This is a genomic window from Streptomyces sp. NBC_01478 (assembly GCF_036227225.1).
GTDB lineage: Bacteria > Actinomycetota > Actinomycetes > Streptomycetales > Streptomycetaceae > Streptomyces.
The window spans coordinates 8,973,214-8,997,005 of sequence record NZ_CP109444.1 but is presented as its reverse complement, the minus strand read 5'-3'; the positions used below and the strand labels follow the sequence as shown (position 1 = coordinate 8,997,005).

Below are 23,792 nucleotides of genomic sequence, written 5' to 3'. Positions count from 1 at the left end.
CGCCCCGGGGCGCGCCCCTCACGTCTCGCGCCCCATCGCGCAACTCGCCCCGACGCTCACCCCCACCAGCCCCACCGCACCCCAGAACGCGATCCGCACCGCGTGCAGCGACCCCTGGGCATCCCCTGTTCCGGCCCCCGCGCCCGCCAGATACACGCTGCCGAGGATCGCCACCCCCAGGGTCGCCCCGAGCTGCTGCACGGCGTTCAGCAACCCCGCCGCCGAGCCCGACTCCTGGGCCCGGAGCGGCTCGAGCGCCTGGGTGAAGAACGCCGGGGTGAAGAGACCGGCGCCGAGCCCGACCACGGCGAGCGCGGGGAGCAGCCGGACCGGGTAGGCGCCCGGGACCGTACGGCCGTAGGCGAGGATCGCGCCCACCGTGCCGGTGAGCAGCACGCCCAGGCCGACGAGCATCACCCGGTGTCCGTAGCGCCGGACGAGATGCGCGCCGGCCGCCCAGGACGAGACCGCCAGCCCGACCGACCAGGGCGCCAGCGTCAGGCCGGCTTTCAACACCCCTGCTCCCAGCCCGAGTTGGAGTTGGAGCACGACGACCGTCATGAGTCCGGTGGTCGCCGCGAAGAAGGCCGTGGAGGCCACGAGGGCGGCGGGGAAGGCCCGTCGGGCGAACAGGCTCGGCTCCAGCAGAGGGCTGCGTCCGGTGGCGGCCACCCGGCGCTGGTGCAGGGCGAAGGCGGCGAGGATCAGCAGGCCCGAGGCCACCGCGGCCCAACTCCGGCCGGACAGGCGGGAGATGTCCGCCCCGATCAGCGGGTGGACCAGAAGTCCGGTCCCGGCCGTGGCCAGCAGGGTGCCGGTGATGTCGAGGGTCGGGCGGTTCGGGGCGCGGTCCTCCGGCAGTCGGGGCGACAGGGCGAGGACGACGAGGGCGAGCGGGACATTGACCAGGAACACCGCGCGCCAGGAGGAGCCGAACAGGTCGGCGTGCGTGAGGACACCGCCGAGCACCGGGCCGCAGACCGCGGCGAGACCCATCACGGGACCGATGGCGCCCAGGGCCCGCGACATCTCGTCGCCGCTGAACATCGCTTTGATCAGCCCGATGGTCTGCGGGATCACCAGGGCCGCCGACGCTCCCTGTACGGCGCGGAACACGATCAGGAACCCCACCCCCGGGGCCAGCGCGCAGGCGAGGGACGCGAGGGTGAATCCGGTGACACCCAGCACGAACAGCTTTCGCCGGCCCGCGATGTCGCCCAGTCGGCCACCGGTGATCAGCAGCACGGCGAACGGCAGGGTGTACGCGGTCGTGAACCACTGGATGTCGGACGCCGCCCCGCCCAGCTCGGCGTGGATCGCGGGCGCGGCCACCTGGACGACCGTCGCGTCCAGCAGGTTCATCGCCTCGGCCAGGAGCAGGGCGACGAGTGCCGACCATCGCCGTGGGTAGGACCCGTCGGGAGTGAACGGCCTTGGGAGCGTGCGGAGTTGTCTCATGGCCGAAGCGTGGAATCGCGGGGGTGCCCTTCCCAGCCAGGTCCCCGGGATCGAGGATTTCTTCCAGCCAAGGCCCCCTGACGGCGAAATCTCACACAAGGAGCCCACGTTGCCCGAGCACAGCCCCGTCGACACCGACAGCGCCCACTCCGCCCGGATCTACGACTACATCCTGGGCGGCACGGACAACTACCCCGCCGACCGGGAGGCCGGTGACGCGATGGTCCGGGAGTGGCCCGCCATGCCGGTGCACATGCGGGCCAACCGCGACTTCATGAACCGGGCCGTGCGGTATCTCGCCGGTGAGGCGGGCATACGGCAGTTCCTCGACATCGGCAGCGGCATCCCGACCTCGCCGAACATCCACGAGATCGCGCAGGCGACGGCACCGGCCGCGCGGGTGGTCTACGTGGACAACGACCCGCTCGTACTCGCCCTGTCCCAGGGCCTGTTGGACAGCACGCCCGAGGGCCGGACCGCGTACGTCGAGGCGGACATGCTGGACCCGGCGGCGATCCTGCGCGCGCCGGAGTTCCGCGGGACGCTGGACGCCGGTGAGCCGGTCGCGCTGACGGTGATCGCGATCGTGCACTTCGTGCTGGACGCGGACGACGCCGTGGGCATCGTGCGCCGGCTCCTCGAACCCCTGCCCTCCGGCAGCTACTTGGCGATGTCCATCGGTACGGCCGAGTTCGCGCCGGACGAGGTGGGCCGGGTCGCCCGTGAGTACGCGGCCCGCGGGATGCCGATGCGATTGCGTACCTATCCGGAAGCCGAGGAGTTCTTCGCGGGGCTCGAACTCGTCGGGCCCGGTATCGTCCAGGTGCACAAGTGGCGTCCGGACGGGACGGACACCGAACCGATCAGGGACGCGGACATCGCGATGTACGGGGCGGTGGCCCGGAAGCCGTAACCACCGATTCTCGCGCGCTTCATCCCATGGACTTCCGTACGACGTCGAGATGATCACAATGCGGCAGCAACAACTCACGCCATGTCGCTGCTCACTTGACTACCAGCGGTCACACACGGTTTGCTCCGAGCCAACGGGAGACTCCCGGCGGGCGCACCTCATACGGCCCCGGGCGAACTCTCCCCGTCCCCAAGCTCGGCCGCACAGCGAGGTGCCGCACCCCCCATGACCACTCCTCCTTCACCTCACGCCCCCTTCCGTCTCATACGCGGCACGGCGCTCACCCTCGCCGTGGCGGGCTCCCTGCTGCTCTCCGGCTGCTCCGGGACCGGGGGTTCCGGCTCCGGTACGGACACGGCCGGTGCCGTCGGAAAGGGTCGGCTCAAGGTCGCGCTGGTCACCCACGCGAGCAAGGGCGACGCCTTCTGGCTGTTGGTGCAGAAGGGCGCCGAGGCCGCCGCGGCCAAGGACGGTGTCGAGCTGACGTACGCGAGCGACCCGGACGCCACGGGGCAGGCGAAGCTCGTGCGGGACGCGATCCGGGACGGGGTCGACGGCATCGCGCTGACGCTCGCCAAGCCGGACGCGATGAAGGCGCCGATCGCCCAGGCCAAGGCCTCGGACATTCCGGTGGTCGGCCTCAACTCCGGTATCGACTCCTGGCAGTCGGACGGCATCCTGGAGTTCTTCGGGCAGGACGAGAGTGTGACGGGCCGCGCCGTCGGCGAGAAACTGGACGCGTTCAAGGCCAAGCACGCCCTGTGCGTGATCCACGAGCGGGGCAATGTCGCCCTGGAGGCGCGCTGTGCGGGCGTGAAGAAGACGTTCTCCGGCGAGACCGACAACCTCTATGTGGACGGCACCGACATGGACGCCGTGTCCGCGGGTGTCACGGACCGGCTCAAGCAGGACCCCAGCATCGACGAAGTGGTCATGCTGGGCGCCGATTTCGCCCTGGCCGCGGTCAAGTCCGTGAAGGCGGCAGGCAGCAAGGCCAAGGTCGCGACGTTCGACCTCAACCAGGACCTGGTCAAGGCCGTGCAGAGCGGGGCCGTACAGTTCGCGGTCGACCAACAACCGTATCTACAGGGTTATCTGGCCGTGGACTCGTTGTGGCTGTACAAGACCAACGGCAACATCAGTGGCGGCGGGGCGGCTCCCGTGCTCACCGGCCCGGCGTTCGTGACGAAGACGAACGTCGGCGCGGTCGCGAAGTTCGCGGCCAACGGAACGCGCTGACCGGACACTTCGTACGAGGATGTAGCGAGGACGACCACGATGTCTCCACGGACAGGTGCCCGGCGCCGCGTCGGTTCCATACGTCTTTCCCTGATCCTGCTCGCCCTGGTCCCCAGCATCACGCTGGCCGCCATGTGGGGCCTGACGACGACCCAGATGTTCGCGGAGGGGCTCCGGCTGCGCTCGCAGACGGAGTTGAGCAGGTCGACCGGCGCCATGGGCACCGAGACCGCGCTCGCGCTCCAGAAGGAGCGCAGTCTCTCGGCGGCGTGGATGGCGAATCCGCACGGCTCGCAGGCCGCGTTGCAGGCCCAGCGCGCGGCGACGGACAAGGCGGTGGCCCAACTCGTGGGCCAGTCCGGCGCGATCAAGAAGGCGCCCACCCGTGTCCGGGACCGGATGTACTCGGTCGTCGCGTCGGTGGACAGTCTGGAGTACTACCGCAGCCAGGTGGACAAGCCCACCGACATCACGGCCCAGCAGGTGCTGGACCAGTACACCTCGATCATCGACGACCAGATCCAGGCGTTCCAGGAGCTGTCCCAGGTCGACGACGGCGACCTCACCTCGCAGGCCGAGCCGCTGGTCGCGCTGGAGCACGGGGCGGAGCTGGTCTCCCAGGAGGACGCGCAGTTGACGCTGGCCTGGCCCTCCGGGCACGTCGACAACGCGGCGTGGGAGCAGTTCGCCGAGCTGGTGCACGCCCGGCGCTGGCTGGTCGAGGACCAGATCGCCACCGGGTTCCAGGGCGCCACCAAGACGCGGATCGAGCACATTCTGCAGAGCGTCGAGTGGAGCACCCTGGAGTCCACGGAGGACGCGGTGCTCACGGCCGGTACGGCGGGCAAGGCGGAGGCGGACAACGGCTCGGCCGGCCGGATCGTCCTGCCCGACGAGCAGAAGCAGTGGAACGCGGCACTGACCCAAGTCGCCGCCGAGTACGAGGTGTTGATCCGGCAGCAGACGGCGGGGCTGCTCGACCGCAGCTCCGACAAGGCGCACAGCCTGCTGGTGACGGCCGCCTCGCTGAGCGCGGGCGGACTCGGCGCCCTGCTGCTGTGCGTCGTCATGTCCTGGCGGATCACCCGCTCGCTGTCCCGCCGGCTGCGCGGCCTGAAGATGGCCACCCTGAGCCTCGCCGAGGACCGACTGCCGGACGTGGTCGCCCGGTTGAACCGGGGCGAGAAGATCGACGTGGAGTCGGCGACCCCGCCCCTGGACTACGGCGACGACGAACTCGGCCAGGTGGCCCAGGCGTTCAACACCGCGCAGCGCACCGCCGTGCACACCGCGGTCGAACTCGCCGACACCCGGCGGGGTTTCCAGAAGGTCATCCTCGGCATCGCCCGGCAGAGCCAGAACCTGGTCAACCTCCAGCTCACCAAGCTCGACCAACTGGAGCGCCGGCACGACGACCCCGAGGTGCTGCGCGGTCTGTACGAACTGGACTCCACGGCGAGCCAGTTGCGCCGCTACGAGGAGAACCTCGTCGTCATCAGCGGTGAGCAGCCGCGCCGCAGTTGGACCGAGCCGGTCGCGCTGATCGACATCCTGCGCAGCGCCGTCGGCGAGGTCGCCGAATACCAGCGGGTGGAGGTGCACACCGAGGAGCAGGTGTGCCTGGCGCCGCCCGCGGTCGCGGACGTGATCCACCTGCTGGCCGAGCTGATCGACAACGCGACCGTGTACTCCCCCGCGCCCAGCCCCGTCGGGGTACGGGCCGCGATGGTCGCCAAGGGCCTCGTGATCGAGGTCGAGGACCGCGGGCTCGGCATGTCCGAGGAGGACTACGCCTCGCTCAACGAACAGCTCGCGGTGGCCCCGCAGTTCGACGTGGTCGCCCTCGCCGACGACCTGCGGCTCGGCATGTTCGTGATCGCCCGGCTCGCCATCCGGCACGGCATCGCGGTGACCCTGCGCTCCTCGCCGTACGGCGGCACGACCGCGATCGTGCTGATCCCGCACGACATCGTCGTACCCGAGGCGCCCGAGGAGTCCCTGTCGGGTGCCGCGAAGGACACCGACGACGAGGCCGTCGTAGCGGGGAGGACCGCGGCCCGGGCGGCAACCGCCCTGGCCGATCGGGCAGTTGAGACGTCGAGCCCCGATTCCGAGGTCCGCCCCGTCGTCCCCCCGGCGCGGTCCCCCGAGCCCGAGTCCGTCTCGGCCGGGCTCGGTGGGCTGACCCCGTTGCCGCGGCGGGTGCCGCAGACCAGTCTGGCCAGTGAGTTGCGGGAGGAGGCCGCCCCCGTCGAGGAGGACACGGAGCTGGAAGACTTCACCGCGGAACGCGCGGCATCCTCGCTGGCCGGGTTCCAGCGTGGCACGTTCCAGGCGCGGGACGCCATCGACGACGACGCGCCGTCGCAGTACGACCGGGAGGAAGCAGCAGCCTCCCCCAATCCGCCCGCCGACCGCTCATGAAGGACTCCGCCATGACACGACCCGTCCCCGCCACGCACACCCAACTCGACCAGTTGCTCACCGGACTCGTGGACCGGGTGGCCGAGGTGAACCAGGCCGTCGTGCTGTCCGAGGACGGCCTGGTCGTCAGCAAGTCCACCGGGTTCCTGCGCGACGACGCCGAGCGGCTCGCGGCCACCGCGTCCGGGCTGATGAGCCTCAGCAAGGGGGTCAGCATGGACTTCCGCGGCGGCCCGGTGCGCCAGGCGCTCATCGAGATGGCGAACAGCTATCTGATCCTCACCTCGGCGGGCCCCGGCGCCCATCTCGTCGTCCTGACCGGTCCGGGCGCGGACGTCGGGGTCGTGGCGTACCAGATGAACATGCTGGTGAAGAAGATAGGCGAGCATCTCAGCGCCGCACCCCGGGCGGGCGTCGGCCCCGCGGCCGGCTCCGGCGAGTGAGGTGAGCGGTGGCGACGCGGCGGGACGGCTCGTACGGCCGTTCACGCTGACCGGTGGCAGAACCCGGCCCAGCCGCGCCGATTTCACCCTCATCACCACGGTGACCGCGGTCGAACCGGCGCCCGCGCGGGCGCCCCGGCCACAGCCGGAGCAGTCCCGCATCCTGCGGCTGTGCGCCGAGCCGCTGGCGGTGGCGGAGGTCGCGGCCCTTGTCGACCTTCCGGTGAGCGTGGTAGTGATCATGCTCTGCGATCTGCTGGAGGCGGGTCTGATCACGGCCCGTCCGCCGCACCCGGTCTCCCGTACCAGCCCGGACATGGACCTGCTGCAGAAAGTGAGGGAGGGCCTTGGCCGGCTCTGACACCATCGCTCCGGCACCCGCGCCGCCCGAGACGGTCAAGATCCTGATCGCGGGGGGCTTCGGCGTCGGCAAGACCACCATGGTCGGTTCGGTGAGCGAGATCGCGCCGCTGCGCACCGAGGAACCGCTGACCGTGGCGGGCCTCGCCGTCGACGACCTCGACGGCATCGAGGAGAAGCGGGCCACCACCGTGGCCCTGGACTTCGGCCGCATCACCATCGGCCAGGACCTGGTGCTGTACCTGTTCGGCACCCCGGGCCAGCAGCGCTTCTGGTTCATGTGGAACGACCTGGCGCTCGGCGCGCTCGGCGCGGTCGTCCTGATCGACGTCCGCCGCCCGAAGTCCAGCTTCGCGGCCGTCGACTTCTTCGAGCGCCGGGGCATCCCGTTCGTGGTGGGTGTGAACGGCTTCTACGGCGAACACCCGTACCCCGCGGAGGCGGTGCGCGAGGCGCTGGCGCTCCCGGAGGACGTGCGGGTGCTGCTGTGCGACGCGCGGGAGCGCGACTCGTGCCGGAACGTACTGATCGCGCTGCTGGACCAGTTGATCGAGGCGGCCATCGAGGACGGCGGGGGCGGCAAGCTCACTCGTCCGCCCCGGTGAGCGGCTCGTCCGAGGGGGCGATGACCCGGGCGGTGAGGTCCGGGTCGGGCATGTCCCGGTCGAAGGGGAACATCGGCCGCCGGATGCGGTGATGGCCGAGCCGGACCAGGTCCTGGTCGACTCCGCCCGGGGTGAGGGCCATCTTCCAGTCGGCGGCCATGGCGAAGAGTTCGGGTTCGAGATAGCCGATCTTGACGAGCACGAGGTCGGCGGAGCGCGGGTCCAACTCCAGGTCGGTGAAGTCGTGTTCGTGGTGGTACGGCTTGCGCAGCCGGGTGAGGATCACGTGCACGCTGCCGACCCTGAGGACCACTTCGGTCTCGGCGTCCCGGTCGCCGTGCCGGACGGAGTGGACCACACCGGTGAGGGTGAGCGGGGGCGCGTGGCGGTCGTCGACCTCGGCGCCCGCTGTGACCGTCACGGTGGCGCCGACACCGGCGCGCTCCGCTGTCGCTACGGCGGCCGGTCCGGGCAGGGACGCGTAGATGACCGTCGGGCCGTCCTGGTCCTTGAACTCCGGGCGTTCCAGGACCTGTTGGAGTCCCCAGGTGACGTCGCCCGCGCCGCCGGCGGTCGGGTTGTCGCCGGTGTCGCTGATGAAGTACGGGCGGGTGGTGGAGGCGAGGGCCTCGTCGAGGCACTCGGTCAGGGTGCCGGTCGGGGCGACGAACGCGAAGTCGTGCCGGGCGTCCCAGAAGCCGCGCGCCAACTGTTCGGCACCTGCGGTGACTTGGGGGGCGGAAGGGCCGGTGACGACGATCGCGGCCCGGTTGCGGGGCTCGTCGGCCCACGCGTAGCCGACCCAGATCGCCGCGTCGGTGACTCCTTCGGTTGCTTCTACTTCTTCTACGGCCGCGTAGACGCTCTTCGCCGGTTCGATGCGGGTGGAGGTCTGTTCGCCTGCGAGGAGTACCGGGACCGGGATCCAGGCCTTGACCGGGCGGGGAGCTCCACTGGTCAGGAGGGCTACGAGGTTGCGGGCGGCGCGTTCCTTTGTGTCCATGGCGTCCTCGTGCGGGGCCATGCGGTAGCAGGTGATCAGGTCGCCGGCGTGGACCAGTTCGCGGGAGACGTTGCCGTGCAGGTCCATGGAGGTGGACACCAGGGTGTCCGGGCCGATGGTTTCCCGGATGCGGGTGAGGAGTTGGGCCTCGGCGTCGTCGATGCCCTCTACTGTCATCGCGCCGTGGATGTCGTACCAGAGGCCGTCCAAGGGACCCAACTCCCTCAGGCGGTCGATGAGTTCGTCGGAGAGTGCGGTGAATGCGGTGGCCGTGACTGTGCCGCCGGGGAGTGCCTTGCCGACCAGGGCGCCTTGCCAGTCGGCGGACTCTCGGAGGGGGGTGCCGGGGGCCAGGAAGGGGTAGCGGGTGAGGACTTCGGGGCCTCGTTGGGGGTGGAAGGCCGGGGCTTCTGTGCGGGCCGGGGAGAAGGTCGAGGATTCGATGCCCAGGCCTGCGATGGCGATGGTGGGGCGAGATGAAGGCAAGGGGGCTCCAGGTTGTGTGTTGTCTGCGGATTCGTCGTGGCTGGTCGCGCTCACGCGGCGGAGCCGCATATCGACACAGCCCCGCGCCCCTGAAAGACCTATCGCGTCCCCGGTTTGTCAGTGACCGTTTGGAGCGCCTGGGCCAGAGCCCGTTGCAGGGCGAACTGGCCCGCACCCACCAGGCCCGCATCCGCGCCCAGGCTCGCCCGTTCGATCGCCAGGTGTTCTGTGACCAGGGGGTGGCAGCCCTCGTAGAGCTGGCTGCGGACTGCTGCCACGAAGGGTTCCAGGGTGGAGAGGATGCCGCCGAGGTAGACGGCGTCGGGGTTGAAGAAGTTGACGTTGGCTGCGAGGACCTGGCCCAGGTAGCGGCCGGCCTGGCGGACCGCTCGGGTTGCCTCGGGGTGGGCGTCGGTGGCCAGGCGTACGACGTCCTCCGTGGTCGTCACGTCCAAGCCGTGGCCGCGGAGAATGCGGACCAGGGCCGCGCCGGAGGCGACCGTCTCCAGGCAGCCGGTGTTGCCGCAGGAGCAGGGGGTGTCCTGGGCGGCCTCCACGCGGACGTGGGTGATCTCGCCGGCGGCGCCGGTGCCGCCGCGGTAGAGGCGGCCGTCGGCGATGACGCCGGCGCCGATCCCGGTGCCCACCTTGACCATGATCGACTGGCGTCGTTCGGCGGGCTGGACGGTGTGTTCGCCTACGGCCATGCAGTTGGCGTCGTTCTCGACGGCGGCCGGTACCTCGAAGCGTTCGGCGAGCCAGTCGCGGATGGGGAACCTGTTCCAGCCGGGCATCCGGGCGGGCAGCGTGACGAACCCGGAGGCGATGTCGACCGGGCCGGGCAGGCACAGGCCCACGCCCCGCAGCCGTTCCCGGCCGTGCCGGTCGGCGAGTGCGGTGAGCGTCTCGGCGAGGCCGGGCAGCGCGGCCTCGGGGCCGTCCGCCGTGGGGAAGGGCACGGTCGAGACGTCGGTGAGTCCGCCGCCGGGCAGGACCACGCCCACGTGTGCGTGTTTGCCGCCGAGTTCGGCCGCGACCGCGAAGCCGTCGCTGCCGCCCAGCCGCAGCACCTTGCGCGGCCGGCCGCCGGTCGAGGAGCGGGTGCCGTGCTCGGCGACCAGGCCCAGGGACACCAGTTGGCCCACGGCGAGGGAGATCGTCGAGGGCGCGGCGCCGAGCAGTTCGGCGAGGTCGGTGCGGGTGGCGGCCTGCCCGGAGGCGAGGAGTTCGAGGACGTGCTCGGCCAGTGAGGAGACGCCCGAGGCGCCTTTTCGGCGGTGCGCACTTTTTTCAGCCACAGGGGAAGTTACTTCCGGATCGGCGATCGTGGCGATGAGCGTAAGCCACTCGAACGGCCTTCCCGCTTTTTTCAGAACAGCAGAAACAGGCTTTTTACAGCGGCACGCCTGTTTCTTCGACACCAGGGGTCGTTGACTGTCCTCACTCCCGCCTCCGCCCCTCTTTTTCCGAGGAGAACCATGTCCCCTGTCCGCAAGAGACTCCTCGCCGGTGCCTCTCTGACCACGGCCTCGCTGCTGCTCGCGGGCTGTTCCGGGTCGAGCGGTACGTCGTCGTCCGGGTCCCACGACGCGATCGACTACGCGCTGCCCGCGAACTTCACCCCGAACTGGATCCTGCCGATCGGCACCGCGGCCCACCTCAACACCAACAACAAATCCATCTCGAACGCGCTGTGGGAACCGCTCATCGCCTACGACGGCTCGACCGGCAGCATGGGCTGGAACAAGAAGGGCTCGGTGGCGACCGCCGCCGACTTCGCGGCCGACAACAAGAGCGTCACGATCACCCTCGGCGAGCGGCACTGGAGCGACGGGAAGCCGGTCACCTCCGCCGACGTGAAGTTCTGGTTCGACCTCATCAAGGCGAACAAGGCGCAGTGGGCGGGCTACAACCCGGGCAAGGCGCCGGACAACTGGTCGTCCTTCAAGACCGTGGACGCCCGCCACTTCACGATCACCTTCGACAAGGCGTACAACCCGCAGTGGATGCTGGCCAACGAGTTGAGCCTGATCAACCCGCTCCCCCAGCACGCGTGGGACAAGGCCGGGGACGCCGAGCAGGACTGGACGTACCTCAACAACGCGGCGAAGAACATCAGCGGTTACGCGACGAACGCCCTGTGGAAGACCATCAGCGGCCCGTACACCGTGAAGTCCTTCTCCACCGCCGGCAAGGTCGTCCTGGCCGCCAACTCGAAGTACGACGGCGGCGAGAAGGCCGGCATCCCCACCGTGAACCTCCTGCCGTTCACGACGGCCGACGCGGAGAAGAACGCGCTGCGCTCGGGGAGCGTCGACTACGGCTACATCGAGGCGACCGACCTCGACCAGAAAGACAGTTTCACCGCGCAGGGCTACACGGTGAAGCCGTGGTCGGGCTGGGCGATCACCTACATGCCGTACAACTTCAACAACCCTTCCATGGGTGCCGTGTTCAAGCAGCTCTACGCCCGGCAGGCCGTCCAGCGGTCCATCGACCAGGCCGGTCTGGCGCGGGTCATCTTCAACGGGACGGCGGTGCCCGGGTACGGGCCGATTCCGCAGGCGCAGAGCTCGTCGTTCCTGTCGGCCACGCAGAAGAGCGACCCGTATCCGTTCTCGACCTCGGCCGCCAAGTCCCTGCTCAGCAGCCATGGTTGGAGCGAGCAGGGCGGGGTCATGACCTGCACGAGCCCGGGCACCGGGGCCGCCCAGTGCGGTGCAGGGGTCGCCAAGGGGACGAAGTTCCAGATGCAGGTGCTGTCGCAGTCCGGTTCGACGGTGACCGACAACATGATGAGCGCGATCCAGTCCTCGCTCGCGAAGACCGGCATCAAGTTCTCCATCAAGACCGCGCCGGTCAACTCCGTGCTGTCGCAGACCCCGCAGTGCACGGCCTCGCAGTCGATCTGCAAGTGGCAGCTCTCCTACTTCGGCACGGCGGGCAGTTGGTACTTCCCGGCCTTCCCGACCGGCGACTCCCTGTTCCAGTCCAAGGGCGGCGCGAACTTCGGCAACTACTCGAACGCCGACGTCGACAAGCTCATCTCCGCGTCCACGACGTCGAGTTCGACCCAGGCGATCCAGGAGTACAGCGCGGCGCTCGCCAAGGATCTGCCGGTGATCTGGCTGCCCGAGCCGGACTATCAGATCTCCGTCGTCAAGAACGGCCTCGGCGGCTTCTCGCAGGACCCGCTCGCCAACTTCCACCCGGCGCAGTGGAAGTGGACGAGCTGAGGCATGGACACCCTCCTGTACCTGACCCGGCGGATCGCGCAGGCGCTGGTCGTGATCCTCATCGTGACGGTCGTGGTGTTCGGTCTGCTGCACGCGCTGCCAGGGGGTCCCGCACGCGGGATCCTCGGGCCGCAGGCCACACCCCAGCAGATCACGCTGTTCAACCACGACCAGGGGCTCGACCGGCCGTTGCCCGTGCAGTACCTGTACTACCTGCGGCAGTTGGTGCACGGGGACCTCGGCACGTCGTACACCCTGAACGAGGCGGTGTCGCAGCTCATCGAGCAACGGCTGCCGAAGACACTGGTGTTGACCGTGCTGTCGGCGGTTGTCGGGCTGTTGCTCGCCCTTCCGTTGGGCATGTGGCAGGCGGTGCGGCGGAACAAGCCGGCCGACTACGTCATCACGACGCTGAGCTTCGTGGCGTACTCGACTCCCGTGTACTTCCTGGGACTTGTGCTGGTGCTGGTGTTCACGCAGGTGTTGCGGTGGTTTCCGTCGCAGGCGCCGCAGGGGGACACGGTGGCTCAAGTCTTCGCCGATCCCGTTGCGTTGGTGCTGCCTGTGGTGACCGGGGCGGCTTCCATGGTCGCCGTGTTCAGTCGGTACATGCGGGCCGCGACCTTGGAGAACCTTTCCGAGGACTATGTGCGGACGGCTCGGGCGGGGGGTTCACGGCAGGGGGCGATCCTCTTCAAACACGTGTTCCGGAACTCGTTGACGCCGGTGATCGCGATGCTCGGGTATTACGTGCCGGTGTTGTTCGGTGGGGCGCTGGTTGTCGAGCAGCTCTTCAACTACCCGGGGATGGGGCTGTTGTTCTGGAGTGCGGCTCAGTCGTCGGACTATCCGGTGCTGTTGGGGTGTGTGTTGGTGATCTCTGTGGCGACTGTGGTGGGGACGCTGCTTGCGGATGTCGTGCAGCGGGTTGTCGATCCTCGGGTCAAGGGGGGTCTGGCGTGAGTGTTCAGAGTGCGCGTCGGTGGGGGTTGCTCGCGCCCCGCGGCGGAGCCGCAAATCGAAACGGCCCCGCGCCCCTGGGTGCGCGCTTCGCGCGCAATAAGCTCGCGGTCGCCGGACTCGTAGTAGTCGCTCTCTTTCTTTTGTTCTGTTTCGTTGGGCCACTTCTCTACTCCACCGACCAGACCCACACCGATCTCACGCAGGTCAATCTCGCACCCAGCGGAGCCCATTGGCTCGGTACCGATGCCGTTGGGCATGACGAGCTCGGGCGGCTCATGTACGGCGGGAAGGTGTCGTTGCTCGTCGGGTTGGCGGCCGGGGTTCTTGCCACCGTCATCGGGACGCTCTGGGGGTCCGTCGCCGGGTATGCCGGCGGGTGGGTCGACGCGGTGATGATGCGGGTCGTGGACGCGGGGATCGCCATTCCGGCGCTGTTCATCCTGCTGGTCGTGTCCGCCATCACCTCGCCGGGTGTGCCGGGGCTGATCGTCATCCTGGGGCTGGTGTCCTGGCTGGTGCCCTCGCGGCTCGTGCGGGCGGAGATGTTGACCTTGAAGAGGCGCGACTACGTGCTGACGCTGCGGGCCATCGGCGGTACCCACGCGCGGGCCATCGTGCGGCACATCCTGCCCAACTCGGTGTCGACGATCGTCGTCGCGGCCACCTTCCAGGTCGCCGACGCGATCCTGCTCGTCGCCTATGTGTCCTATCTGGGGCTGGGAGTTCAGCCGCCGGCAACCGACTGGGGCGGGATGCTCTCGGCGGGGCTGACGGCCGCGTACTCGGGACGCTGGTGGCTGATCGTTCCACCGGGCCTCGCGATCATCCTCGTCGTGTGCGCGTTCAACGCGATCGGCGACGGGCTGCGCGACGCCTTCGACGTGAAGGGACGCGGATGAACGACATCCTGGAGATGGAGAACCTGGGCGTCACCTTCTCCACCGAGAGTGGTGATGTGCCCGCCGTGCGCGGAGTCTCGTTGCGGGTCGCGCCCGGCGAGACCCTCGCCCTCGTGGGTGAGTCCGGCTCGGGGAAGTCGACCGTGGCCCTCGCCGCGCTCGGGCTGTTGCCCGGCAACGCCCGTGCGTCCGGGGGTGTTTCGGTCGGCGGTACGGATGTCGTGGGGGCCGGTGAGGCCGAACTCGCGCGACTGCGTGGGCGTACGGCCTCGATGGTCTTCCAGGAGCCTGCCACCGCTCTCGATCCGCTGACCCGAATCGGCAGGCAGATAGCGGAAGTCGTACGGAATCACCGGGACGTGTCGCGGCAGGAGGCGGCCGCCGAGGCCGTCGCGTTGCTGCGCAGGGTCGGGATTCCCGAGCCGGAGCGGCGGGCCTCGGCGTTTCCGTTCCAGTTGTCGGGTGGGCAGCGGCAGCGGGTCGTCATCGCCATGGCCATCGCCAACTCGCCCGGACTGCTCGTCGCGGACGAGCCGACCACCGCCCTCGATGTCACCGTGCAGGCCGAGATCCTCGATCTGCTGCGGGCGTTGGCCGTCGACTCCGGGACCGGCGTGCTGCTGGTCACGCACAACATGGGGGTCGTCGCCGACTTCGCCGACCGGGTCGCCGTGATGCTGGAGGGGGAGGTCGTGGAGACGGGGACGGTGGAGGACGTGCTGTTGCGGCCCGCGCACGAGTACACGCGGCGGTTGTTGGCCGCTGTGCCTCGGTTGGCCGTGAGCGGGACCGGGGCCGGGAGTGCCGTACCCGAAGAGTCCGAGGGGGATCCGGTGGTCGAACTCCGCAACGTGAGCGTGCAGTTCGGGCGTGGGCCCCGTGCCGTGCGTGCGCTGGAGGATGTGTCACTGACCGTGCGGGCGGGCGAGACCGTCGGGCTCGTCGGTGAGTCCGGGTCGGGGAAGTCGACCGCCGCGCGGGTGGCCCTTGGGCTGGTGGCGCCGGAGTCGGGGACCGTCTCGCTCTTCGGGGCGGATCTGCGCAAGGCGCGGGGGCGGGCGCGGCGGGCGCTGTTGGCCGGGGTCGGTGTGGTGTTGCAGGATCCGGTGGCCTCGCTGGACGCGCGGATGAGTGTCGCGGAGTGTGTGGCCGAGCCGTTGCGGGTGCACCGGCGTGACATGGGGGCCGCCGAGCGGCGCGAGCGGGTCGCCGAGGTGCTCGAACTGGTGCGGCTGCCAAGGGAGTTGGCCCGTCGTGGGCCGCGTGAGCTGTCCGGTGGGCAGCGCCAGCGGGTAAGTCTCGCGCGGGCGCTGGTCCTCGCACCGCGGCTGCTGGTCGCGGACGAGCCGACGAGCGCGCTGGACGTGAGCGTGCAGCAGACCGTGTTGGAAGTGATCGCCGAGTTGCAGGCGGAGCTCGGGTTCGCCTGTCTCTTCGTGTCGCACGACCTCGCCGTGGTGCAGCGGTTCGCGGGGCGCGTCGTCGTGATGCGGGGCGGGCGGGTCGAGGAACAGGGGCCGACCATGCGGACGTTGCTGCGCCCGGAGACCGCGTACACGCGCCGGCTCATCGCCGCCGTGCCCGTACCGGACCCCGTGCTCCAGCGTGCGCGCAGAGAGCTCCGGGTGGCGTCGGGGACGGAGGCCGGCGCGTGAGCGACACCCCCGAGGTGATCGTCGGCGTCGACATCGGCGGGACGACCACCCAGGTAGTGCTGTGCACGGACCGACTCGACGTCCTGGACCGCACGGAGGTGCCCACCCCGGCGCAGGAGGGCGGCGCGGCCATGCTCGACGCCGCGCTCTCGGCGCTTCGGCTGCTGCTGGACCGTACGCCCGCCCGGTTGCTCGGGGTCGGGGTCGGCGCGGCCGGTCTCGTGGACGTGCGGGCCGGGCGGATCCTGGTGGCGAGCGACTCGTTCCGGGACTGGGCCGGGTTCGAGGTGACGGCCGGTGTCCAACAGGCCCTGGGCGTACCGGCGTTCCTCGACAACGACGTGAACGCGTTTCTGCGCGGCGAGGTGGCGCGGGGCGCGGTCGCGGGCGAGGAGAACGTGCTCGGGATGACGCTCGGCACCGGGGTGGGCGGCGCACTGTGGCTGAATGGCGCCCTTTACGACGGGCCGCGCGGGGCGGCGGGCGAGATCGGTCATGTGCCGGGGTTCGGCGAACTGCCGTGCACATGCGGCGGTCGGGGGCATCTGGAGACGCTGGCGTCGGGGCGGTCGGTCGCGGCGCGGTACGGGGAGCGGACGGGGCGCGCTCTCACGGCCCGGGAGGTCGCCGCGGCGGCCCGGCTGGGCGATCCGGACGCGCGTGCCGTGTACGCGGCGCTGGGGCGCGGGGTGGCCCGGGCGCTGCTGATCACGGCGGGGCTGCTGGACGTCACGACGTGCGTGATCGGCGGGGGTGTCAGCCGGTCGTGGGCGCTGGTGGAGTCGGCCGTGCGGGAGACCTTGGCGCTGGAGCCGCCGGTGAGCGGTCACCCGGTGCGGGTGCTGCCGGCCCTGCTGGGCGGTGACGCGGTGGCGATCGGGGCGGCGGCCCGGGCGCGGGCGGAGCTGCTGACCCCTGCAGGAGGCTCGTGATCCGCGCAGGGGGTTCGTGATCCACACAGGGGGCTCGTAGCGGACGCCTACGTGAACGACGAGAACCGGCCAAGCACGACCGTGTGATTGACGCGCACACGCCCCATCTCTACCTTCTGATCGACTTACCGAACTCCGTTCGTGATGTCGAACATTGGGCCGCTCGTCACCCCTGGAGAACACATGGCCGTCCCTCCCCTCCCCCACCTCTCCCGCCGGCACTTCCTCGGCGCGGCCGCGACCGTCCCCCTCGCGGCCACCGGCGCGCTCACGCTCGGCGCCGGGAGTGCGCACGCCGCGACCGACTCGGCTTATGTCATGTGCTACTTCACCGAGTCGCCGACGTTCCTGGGCGCCAACTACGGCCTGCACCTGGCCGTCAGCCCCGACGGTCTGCAGTGGACCCCGCTGAACCAGAACGCCCCCGTCGCCACCCCCACCGCGGGCTCCCTGGGCCTGCGCGACCCGTTCATCCTGCGCAAGCAGGACGGCACGTTCGTGGTCCTCGCGACCGACCTCAACGGCACCGACTGGTCGTACGTCAGCCAGTACATCCACGTCTGGGACTCCGCCGATCTGCGTACCTTCACCGGCTACCGGCGGATGAAGGTGCACAGCCTGGACACCCACGCCTGGGCGCCGGAGTCGTTCTGGGACGCGGGGCGCGGGCAGTACGGCGTGATCTACTCGGCCGTCAACGACAGCGGCCACAACGTCATCATGGTCAACTACACGAGCGACTTCGTGACCGCCGGCGATCCGCAGGTGTTCTTCGACCCCGGTTACGACGTCATCGACGGTGACCTCGCGGTCGGCGTGAACGGCGTCAACTACCTCTACTTCAAGAAGAGTTCGACCCTGGTCGGCGCGAAGTCCACGTCCCTGGACCCGGGCAGCTTCACCGAGTTCAGCACGGCGGTCTCGCACAACGGCACCGAGGCGCCGACGCTGGTCAAGTCCCTTGCCTCGAGCTCGACTTGGTACCTCTGGGGTGACACCTGGGATCCCAACGGCGTCTTCTACGCCTGGCAGACCAGCAGCCTCGCCGCCGGCACCTGGACCGCCGTCGACCAGAAGCTCTACACCCAGCCGCTCAACTCCAAGCACTGCGGCATCCAGCCGATCACCGCGGCCGAGTACACCAACCTGATCGCCAAGTGGGGCACGCCCGCCTGGAACCGGCTCAAGTCCTACAACTACCCGGCCCGTTACGTCCGCCACTCCAACTTCATCGGCCGGATCGACGAGTACGCCTTCGACCCGTACACCGACTCGCAGTGGACGCTGGTGCCGGGTCTCGCGGACTCGACCGGGGTGTCCTTCCAGTCGGTCAACTACCCGACCCGGTATCTGCGGCACTACAACTACGCGCTCCAACTCGACGTGAACGACGGCACGTCGACGTTCGCCGGGGACGCCACGTTCTACCGGACCGCGGGGCTCGCCGACTCCGCCTGGGCGTCCTTCCGGTCGTACAACAACCCGACGCGCTACATCCGGCACTCCAACTACGTGCTGCGCATCGACCCGATCTCCACGGCGACGGAGCAGCAGGACGCGACGTTCCGCGTCGGGTACTGAAACCCGTCCGGGCACGCCGACGAGGGTGCCTCCCGGAGAAACGGAGGCACCCGCGTCGGCCGGAGCAGACCTAGTCCAGGCCGGCGGTCTTCAGCCAGGCCTTCGCCACGTCCAGCGGGTCCTTGTTCTGCGACCCGACCTGGGTGTCGAGGTCCAGCAGGGTCGCCGTGTCGAGCTTCGCGGAGACCGCGTTGAGGGCGGCCACGCCGGCGGCGGAGAGGCCGCTCTTGTAGACCAGGGGCTGCACGTTCTCGAAGCCGAAGAGCCTCTTCGGGTCCTGGAGCGTGACGTGCTTCTCCTTGGTGATGGTCGGGTCCGTGCTGAAGAGGTCGGCCGCCTGCACGGTGTTCTTCTTCAGCGCGGCCGCGGTCAGCGGGCCGCCCGCGTCCAGCGCCTTGAAGGACTTGAACTCCAGGCCGTAGACGGACTTCAGGCCCACCAGGCCCTGCTGCCGGGTCTGGAACTCCGGCGAGGCGCCGATGACCAGGTCCTTGGCGATGGACTTGAGGTCCGCGATGCTCGACTCGGACGTGAGGTTGTACTTCTTCGCGGTCTCCGCGTTGAGGGTGACCGTGTCCTTGTCCTCGGCGGCGGCCGGGTCGAGCAGCGTCAGCTTGGTGTCGAGCTTGGCGTCGATCGCGGCCGTGGTCGCGGCGAGGGTCGCCGGGGTGGCCTTCGGGTCGAGGTAGGCCAGCAGCGCGCCGTTGTACTCGGGCAGTACGGTGATGGTGCCGTTCTTGAGCAGGCCGTAGGTCGTCTCGCGGCTGCCTATGTTCGGCTTGTAACTGACCTTGACGCCCTTCGCCTTGAGGGCCTCGCCGTAGATGTCGGCGATCAGGATGCTCTCGGCGAAGTTGTTGGAGCCGACGACGACGGTGTCGCCGCCGGCCTTGCTGCCCGAGAGCGGGTTGTCGGAGTTGCTGTCGTCGGACGAACCACATCCCGTGACAAGCGCAGCCGTCGCGGCGAGCGCGATGGCGGCCGCGCCGGGGTACCTAGTACTTGACCAGCGGTTCTTCGCTTTTGAAGTCACAATTCCCGTTCCGGGCTCGGATGTTGGCACAGGCGTGCAGGCATGGCTGTGGCGTCCACGCGCGGGGCGTGAATTCCGCACTCCGCTGATCCAATCCAGCCGGTTCTCGGTCAGTCAAGAGAAGTCTGGTCACCGATTGGCCTCAATAGGTGCCCAGTTGTGAAGGCAACGTAAACAGACCGGTCACGAACACAGGCGCTTTGTAATTGATTCTTGACGTAGGGCGACGCACTTGATCGTTCAAAGAGACGGTAGTCTCCCCGGAGTTGGCGTCGGTCACAGCGGTGTGCGGGGGCCGCTTCGATCAAAAACAGTCACGTGTGTCGCTGCGCGTACCGTGACAACACCCCACGAAGGAGGCCTGGTGTCCATACGGGGCTTCGCAGACCGTTGGCCCTTCAGGCGCAAGCTCAATCTGCTCGTCGGCGTACCGCTCGCGGTGGTCGCGGTGCTGCTGGCGTATCTCATCTCGGACGAGATCGGGCAGTCGACGGACGCGAGCGACGCGGCCCAACTGGTGCGCGACAGCGGGCAGGTGGCGGAGCTGGTGAACCTCGTGGAGGCGGAGCACCAGCAGGCCATCCTGCTCTCCGTGCGCTTCGAGGCCACCAACGACGGTGGTACGCCCTCGCAGAGCGAGTACCGCAAGGCCCAGTCGGCCGTGGACGCGCAGGTCGAGAAGGTGCGTGACACCTTCGGCGACCGGCTGCCGAGCAGCGAGGCCCAGGCGCTGAAGGAGATCAACGGCCTGGAGACGCTGCGCGACACCGTCGAGCAGAGCTATCTGCCCGCCGACAACATCGACCCGGCGTACACCAGCGCTTCCGACAGTCTGATCGACGGGCTCGACCTCGAGCACAACGCGAACCTCGCCACCACCTTCACCGGCAACCTGCTGGACTCCGTGCTGCGGGCCGATGCCGCCCACAGCTCGTTCGAGACCAGCGTGTTCTCGGCGACGACCGGTGACAGCAACGCGCTCATCGAGTTCAACAACGCGGTCGGCTCCTACGAGCTGTACACCTACCAGGCCGCACGGTTCGCCCGGTTCGCCACGGAGGCTCAGGCCGACCAGCTCTCCGGGATCGAGCACACCCCCGCGCAGCGGCTGATCGCCGAGGCCTACGCGGAGCTGCAGATCGACCCGAGCGGGCTGCAGGCGGAGACGCCCGGCGCCGTCCGCAAGGCCTTCGCGGACGCCATGAGCGACTACCCCGCCTATCCCCAACAGGCCGCGGGCCGACTGAAGATCACCACCTCGCTCATCGACCAGATCGCCTCCCGCGCGGACAGCGCGTCCAGCTCCGCCTCCTGGCGCGCCGGACTGCTGCTGAACCTCTCGCTGTTCGGCTTCGCGCTGTGGCTCGTCTTCGTGGTGATCGTGCGCCGCTCGGTGGTCCGCCCGGTGCAGGCCCTGACCGGTGCCGCGAAGCAGGTCGCCGAGGTCGCCGGCCGTGAACTCGCCCGCGTGGCCGACGACGACGCCGAGGACGACGGGCCGCCGCTGCTGCGCGACATGCCGGTCACCGCGAAGGACGAGATCGGTGACCTCGCCGAGGCCTTCAACCATGTGCAGACCACGGCCGCCGCGCTGCTGGCCCGCCAGGTGGTCAGCCGGCGCAACGTGGCCGAGATGTTCGGCAACGTCGGCCGCCGCGTCAGCAACCTGACGACCCGTCAACTCGCCCTGATCGACGCGGTGGAGCGCGGCGAGACCGACCCGGCACTGCTGGAGCGGCTCTACTCCATCGACCACATCGCCGTCCGCCTGCGCCGCAACGCCGACAGCCTGATGCTGCTCGCCGGCATCCGCGAGACCGTGCTGGACGGCGGACCCACCGAGCTCACCAACGTCGTACGGGCCGCGCTCGGCCAGATCGAGGGCTTCCAGCGGGTCGGTCTGCGGGCCGACACCGAGGTCATGGTGGAGCCCGACATCATCGGCGACCTCACGCTGATGGTGGCCGAACTCCTGGAGAACGCGGTCTCGTTCTCGCCCGCGGGCAGCCCCGTCGAGGTGGTCGTACGGACCGACGGCGACGACGCGCTGATCGTGGTCGCCGACCACGGACTCGGGATGAGCGCCGACCGTATCGCCGAGGAGAACGCGCGCCTGATCCGCCGCGAGCGTCTCGACCTGGTGCCGACGAAGGTGCTGGGCCTGTTCGTGGTCGGTACGCTCGCCCGCCGCTGGGACATCGACGTCACCCTCGCCCGCACACCGGGCGGCGGTGTGACGGCCGAGATCACCATCCCGGCGACACTGCTGCTGCGCATGAGCGCGCTCGCCTCCGGCGGTTCGGCGGGAGGGTTCGCGGGGTTGGAATCGGGCTCGGGGTCAGGGTCGGGGTCGGGGTCGAGCAAGACGCTGGCGTCCGCGGGGTCCGGTGCCGCGGGCTCCGCACCGGACCAGCGTCCGGCTCCTTCCTGGGCCACCACGGACTCCGGTCCCGCCCTGACCGGCTCCTCCGGACCGGCCGCCACCACGGGCCTCGGCTCCTCGATCAACGGCTCCACGGGCAACGGCTCCACGGGCAACGGTGCCGACTCCGGGTACGCCGACTCAGGTCCGCGGCCCTCCGTCGCCGCCGAACCCGTGCAGGAGCACGCCCCGGCCGGCGATCAGCCCGCCCCGCTGCCGCGCCGGGTCTCCCGGTACGAGACGGAGCCGGCAGCCGCCGTGGCGGAGCCCGCCGCCGTCACCCACCACGCCCCGGCGGACGAGTCCGCCGCCCCCGACGACGCCGCCGGTGGCTCCCGGCCGCTGCGGCGGCGGGTCCGGGGTGCCACCCTTCGTACGGGCGCCGACGCCGCCGCCCAGCAAGCCGCCCGGCAGGCCCCCCGGCCCGCCGACGCGGACGCCGTCCGCTCGGCCCTCGAAGAGTTCGAGGCCGCCGTAGAGCAAGCGCATCGCGACAGCGACACCCTCACGGGGCTGCGCGCCATGGACGCGAACCACCCGCACGACCGGAACCACCTCCCGAAAGGAGCGGAGCAGTGAGTACGTCGACAGGTGAAACTCCCACGGGAGGCACCACGCCGGCCGATCTGCAGGCAGCCGCGGCCGATTTCAACTGGCTGCTCAACCGTTTCGCGACGGAGACCGCGGGTGTCGTCGACGCCATCGCGGTGTCCTCCGACGGCCTGCTGATCGCCGTGGCCGAACTGCGTGAGCACGCCCACTCGGAGCGGCTCGGGGCCATCGTCTCCGGCATCACCAGCCTCGCCGCCGGAGCCTCCGGCAACTACGGTCTCGGTGGCCTGAACAAGGTCATCATCGACCTGGAGGGCGGCCACGTCCTCGTCTCCGCGATCGGCAGCGGTGCCGTCCTCGGCGTCGTCACCGACAAGGAGGCCAAGCTCGGCAACATCGCCTACGAGATGACGCTGTTCGCCAACCGTGCCGGTTCCGCGCTCAACCCCCAACTGGTGCTCCAGTTGAAGAACAGCGTCGGCGCCGCTTCGGCTCGGTGACCGGTCCCCGACCGGTCGAGAGAGGAACAGCCACTCATGCCCGACGGCCGCACTCCGAACGGTGCCGGCGCGGACGGGGCCACACCCCCGGATCGCGATCCGGTGCGCAAGCCCTCCGCCGTACGGCCGTTCCTGGTCACCGCCGGGCGGGTCGCGGGTGCGGGAGCCGCCGCCTCCGGGCGGCCGATCCCCGTCGAGACCCAGGTGGTGGCCACGGCCGCCGGGCTCGAGGTGCTCGACCGGCTCTCCTTCGAGCAGCACGACATCGTCGCCGCCTGCCGGCAGCCGCAGTCCCTCGCGGAGATCGCGGCCCGGCTGCGGCTGCATCTGAACGTGGTGCGGGTCCTGGCCGAGGACCTGCGCTCCGCCGGGCAGTTGACGGTGCACGTGCCCAATACCGACATCACCCATGACGCAACCGTCCTGCGAAGGGTCATCGATGGCCTCCGCGCCATCCCCAACTCCCGGGGAGTACTCCGTGACACCGACTGAACCGGTCGCCCGCGGTGCGACTGCGCAGACCGTCGTACGGCCGCCGCTGCCGGTCAAGATGGTCGTCGCGGGCGGCTTCGGCGTGGGCAAGACCACCACCGTGGGCGCGATCTCCGAGATCGAGCCGCTGACCACCGAGGCCGCCATCACCGAGGTCGCGGCGGGCGTGGACGACCTGTCGCTCACCCCGCGCAAGACCACGACCACGGTCGCGATGGACTTCGGCTGCATCACCATCGACCCGACCCTGAAGCTGTATCTGTTCGGTACGCCCGGGCAGGACCGGTTCGGCTTCATGTGGGACGACATCGTGGAGGGCGCGGTCGGCGGTCTCGTCATCGTCGACACCCGGCGGCTCGACGACTGCTACGCGGCCGTCGACTACTTCGAGCACAAGCAGATCCCGTTCGCGGTCGCCCTCAACGCCTTCGACGGCAGGATCGAGCACGACCTCGACGAGGTCCGCTGGGCGCTGGACGTCAACGAGCGTGTCCCGGTCATCGCGTTCGACGCGCGCGAGCGCGGTTCGGTGCGGGACGCGCTGCTGGTCGTACTGGAGTTGGCGCTGGCGCGCACGGAGAACTGAGAGCGCGCAA

20 protein-coding genes are annotated in these 23,792 nt (G+C 69.8%); 16 read left to right on the top strand and 4 right to left on the bottom strand.

Annotated features, from left to right (window positions below):
• Nucleotides 1–18: 18 nt before the first annotated feature.
• Nucleotides 19–1,458 (bottom strand): MFS transporter, encoded by a 1,440-nt coding sequence (locus tag OG223_RS40315; protein WP_329259930.1) that lies wholly within the window; start codon nucleotides 1,456–1,458, stop codon nucleotides 19–21.
• A 109-nt stretch (nucleotides 1,459–1,567) separates the two neighbouring features.
• Between OG223_RS40315 and OG223_RS40310 the strand changes: the two genes are divergently transcribed.
• The 6 genes from OG223_RS40310 to OG223_RS40285 all read left to right on the top strand — a co-directional run bounded on the left by OG223_RS40310 (nucleotide 1,568) and on the right by OG223_RS40285 (nucleotide 7,442).
• Nucleotides 1,568–2,371: an SAM-dependent methyltransferase gene (locus OG223_RS40310; protein WP_329259925.1), complete on the top strand. Its 804-nt coding sequence runs from the start codon at nucleotides 1,568–1,570 to the stop codon at nucleotides 2,369–2,371.
• A gap of 225 nt (nucleotides 2,372–2,596) precedes the next feature.
• Entirely contained in the window at nucleotides 2,597–3,610 is a 1,014-nt protein-coding gene (locus OG223_RS40305; RefSeq protein ID WP_329259922.1) for a substrate-binding domain-containing protein, read from the top strand.
• A gap of 39 nt (nucleotides 3,611–3,649) precedes the next feature.
• Complete coding sequence (locus OG223_RS40300) at nucleotides 3,650–6,034, top strand: sensor histidine kinase (protein ID WP_329259919.1); 2,385 nt, start codon at nucleotides 3,650–3,652, stop codon at nucleotides 6,032–6,034.
• Nucleotides 6,035–6,045: 11 nt separating this feature from the next.
• Nucleotides 6,046–6,477, top strand: a complete 432-nt coding sequence (locus tag OG223_RS40295) for a roadblock/LC7 domain-containing protein (protein WP_266773724.1) — start codon at nucleotides 6,046–6,048, stop codon at nucleotides 6,475–6,477.
• A 1-nt stretch (nucleotide 6,478) separates the two neighbouring features.
• Nucleotides 6,479–6,838: a DUF742 domain-containing protein gene (locus OG223_RS40290; RefSeq protein WP_043687677.1), complete on the top strand. Its 360-nt coding sequence runs from the start codon at nucleotides 6,479–6,481 to the stop codon at nucleotides 6,836–6,838.
• Nucleotides 6,825–7,442 carry a GTP-binding protein gene (locus OG223_RS40285; RefSeq protein WP_329259914.1) on the top strand — a complete coding sequence of 206 codons (618 nt, stop codon included), beginning with the start codon at nucleotides 6,825–6,827 and terminating at the stop codon, nucleotides 7,440–7,442. The genes OG223_RS40290 and OG223_RS40285 overlap by 14 nt, the downstream gene beginning before the upstream one ends.
• Here the strand turns inward: OG223_RS40285 and OG223_RS40280 are convergent.
• Both OG223_RS40280 and OG223_RS40275 read right to left on the bottom strand, forming a co-directional pair.
• Nucleotides 7,423–8,931, bottom strand: coding sequence for a M81 family metallopeptidase (locus OG223_RS40280; protein ID WP_329259910.1), 1,509 nt, complete (start codon nucleotides 8,929–8,931; stop codon nucleotides 7,423–7,425). The genes OG223_RS40285 and OG223_RS40280 overlap by 20 nt on opposite strands.
• Nucleotides 8,932–9,029: 98 nt before the next feature.
• On the bottom strand, nucleotides 9,030–10,229 hold the full coding sequence (locus OG223_RS40275; RefSeq protein ID WP_329259907.1) for an ROK family transcriptional regulator: 1,200 nt from the start codon (nucleotides 10,227–10,229) through the stop codon (nucleotides 9,030–9,032).
• Nucleotides 10,230–10,409: 180 nt separating this feature from the next.
• Here OG223_RS40275 and OG223_RS40270 point away from each other — a divergent pair, with 180 nt between their 5' ends.
• The 6 genes from OG223_RS40270 (at nucleotide 10,410) to OG223_RS40245 (ending at nucleotide 18,197) form a co-directional block, all read left to right on the top strand.
• The gene (locus OG223_RS40270) at nucleotides 10,410–12,167 is read left to right on the top strand and encodes a peptide ABC transporter substrate-binding protein (protein WP_329259904.1); all 1,758 of its coding nucleotides are present in this window, start codon (nucleotides 10,410–10,412) and stop codon (nucleotides 12,165–12,167) included.
• Between the two features lie 3 nt (nucleotides 12,168–12,170).
• Nucleotides 12,171–13,130, top strand: a complete 960-nt coding sequence (locus OG223_RS40265) for an ABC transporter permease (protein ID WP_329259900.1) — start codon at nucleotides 12,171–12,173, stop codon at nucleotides 13,128–13,130.
• Between the two features lie 26 nt (nucleotides 13,131–13,156).
• Nucleotides 13,157–14,029 carry an ABC transporter permease gene (locus OG223_RS40260; RefSeq protein WP_329265722.1) on the top strand — a complete coding sequence of 291 codons (873 nt, stop codon included), beginning with the start codon at nucleotides 13,157–13,159 and terminating at the stop codon, nucleotides 14,027–14,029.
• Nucleotides 14,026–15,684, top strand: a complete 1,659-nt coding sequence (locus OG223_RS40255) for an ABC transporter ATP-binding protein (RefSeq protein ID WP_329259897.1) — start codon at nucleotides 14,026–14,028, stop codon at nucleotides 15,682–15,684. The genes OG223_RS40260 and OG223_RS40255 overlap by 4 nt, the downstream gene beginning before the upstream one ends.
• Nucleotides 15,681–16,616, top strand: a complete 936-nt coding sequence (locus OG223_RS40250) for an ROK family protein (RefSeq protein ID WP_329259895.1) — start codon at nucleotides 15,681–15,683, stop codon at nucleotides 16,614–16,616. The genes OG223_RS40255 and OG223_RS40250 overlap by 4 nt, the downstream gene beginning before the upstream one ends.
• Nucleotides 16,617–16,799: 183 nt before the next feature.
• Nucleotides 16,800–18,197 (top strand): AbfB domain-containing protein, encoded by a 1,398-nt coding sequence (locus tag OG223_RS40245; RefSeq protein WP_329259892.1) that lies wholly within the window; start codon nucleotides 16,800–16,802, stop codon nucleotides 18,195–18,197.
• A 70-nt stretch (nucleotides 18,198–18,267) separates the two neighbouring features.
• Here OG223_RS40245 and OG223_RS40240 read toward each other — a convergent pair whose 3' ends face one another.
• On the bottom strand, nucleotides 18,268–19,230 hold the full coding sequence (locus tag OG223_RS40240) for an ABC transporter substrate-binding protein (RefSeq protein WP_329259890.1): 963 nt from the start codon (nucleotides 19,228–19,230) through the stop codon (nucleotides 18,268–18,270).
• A 364-nt stretch (nucleotides 19,231–19,594) separates the two neighbouring features.
• Between OG223_RS40240 and OG223_RS40235 the strand changes: the two genes are divergently transcribed.
• Genes OG223_RS40235 through OG223_RS40220 form a run of 4 tightly spaced genes read left to right on the top strand, consistent with a single transcriptional unit; the run spans nucleotide 19,595 to nucleotide 23,782 of the window.
• The gene (locus tag OG223_RS40235; protein WP_329259887.1) at nucleotides 19,595–22,231 is read left to right on the top strand and encodes a sensor histidine kinase; all 2,637 of its coding nucleotides are present in this window, start codon (nucleotides 19,595–19,597) and stop codon (nucleotides 22,229–22,231) included.
• Complete coding sequence (locus OG223_RS40230; RefSeq protein ID WP_329259884.1) at nucleotides 22,228–22,704, top strand: roadblock/LC7 domain-containing protein; 477 nt, start codon at nucleotides 22,228–22,230, stop codon at nucleotides 22,702–22,704. Before OG223_RS40235 ends, OG223_RS40230 begins: the two co-directional genes overlap by 4 nt.
• 36 nt (nucleotides 22,705–22,740) lie before the next feature.
• Nucleotides 22,741–23,196, top strand: a complete 456-nt coding sequence (locus OG223_RS40225) for a DUF742 domain-containing protein (RefSeq protein ID WP_329259881.1) — start codon at nucleotides 22,741–22,743, stop codon at nucleotides 23,194–23,196.
• Nucleotides 23,183–23,782 carry a GTP-binding protein gene (locus OG223_RS40220; RefSeq protein ID WP_329259878.1) on the top strand — a complete coding sequence of 200 codons (600 nt, stop codon included), beginning with the start codon at nucleotides 23,183–23,185 and terminating at the stop codon, nucleotides 23,780–23,782. The genes OG223_RS40225 and OG223_RS40220 overlap by 14 nt, the downstream gene beginning before the upstream one ends.
• Nucleotides 23,783–23,792 lie beyond the last annotated feature (10 nt).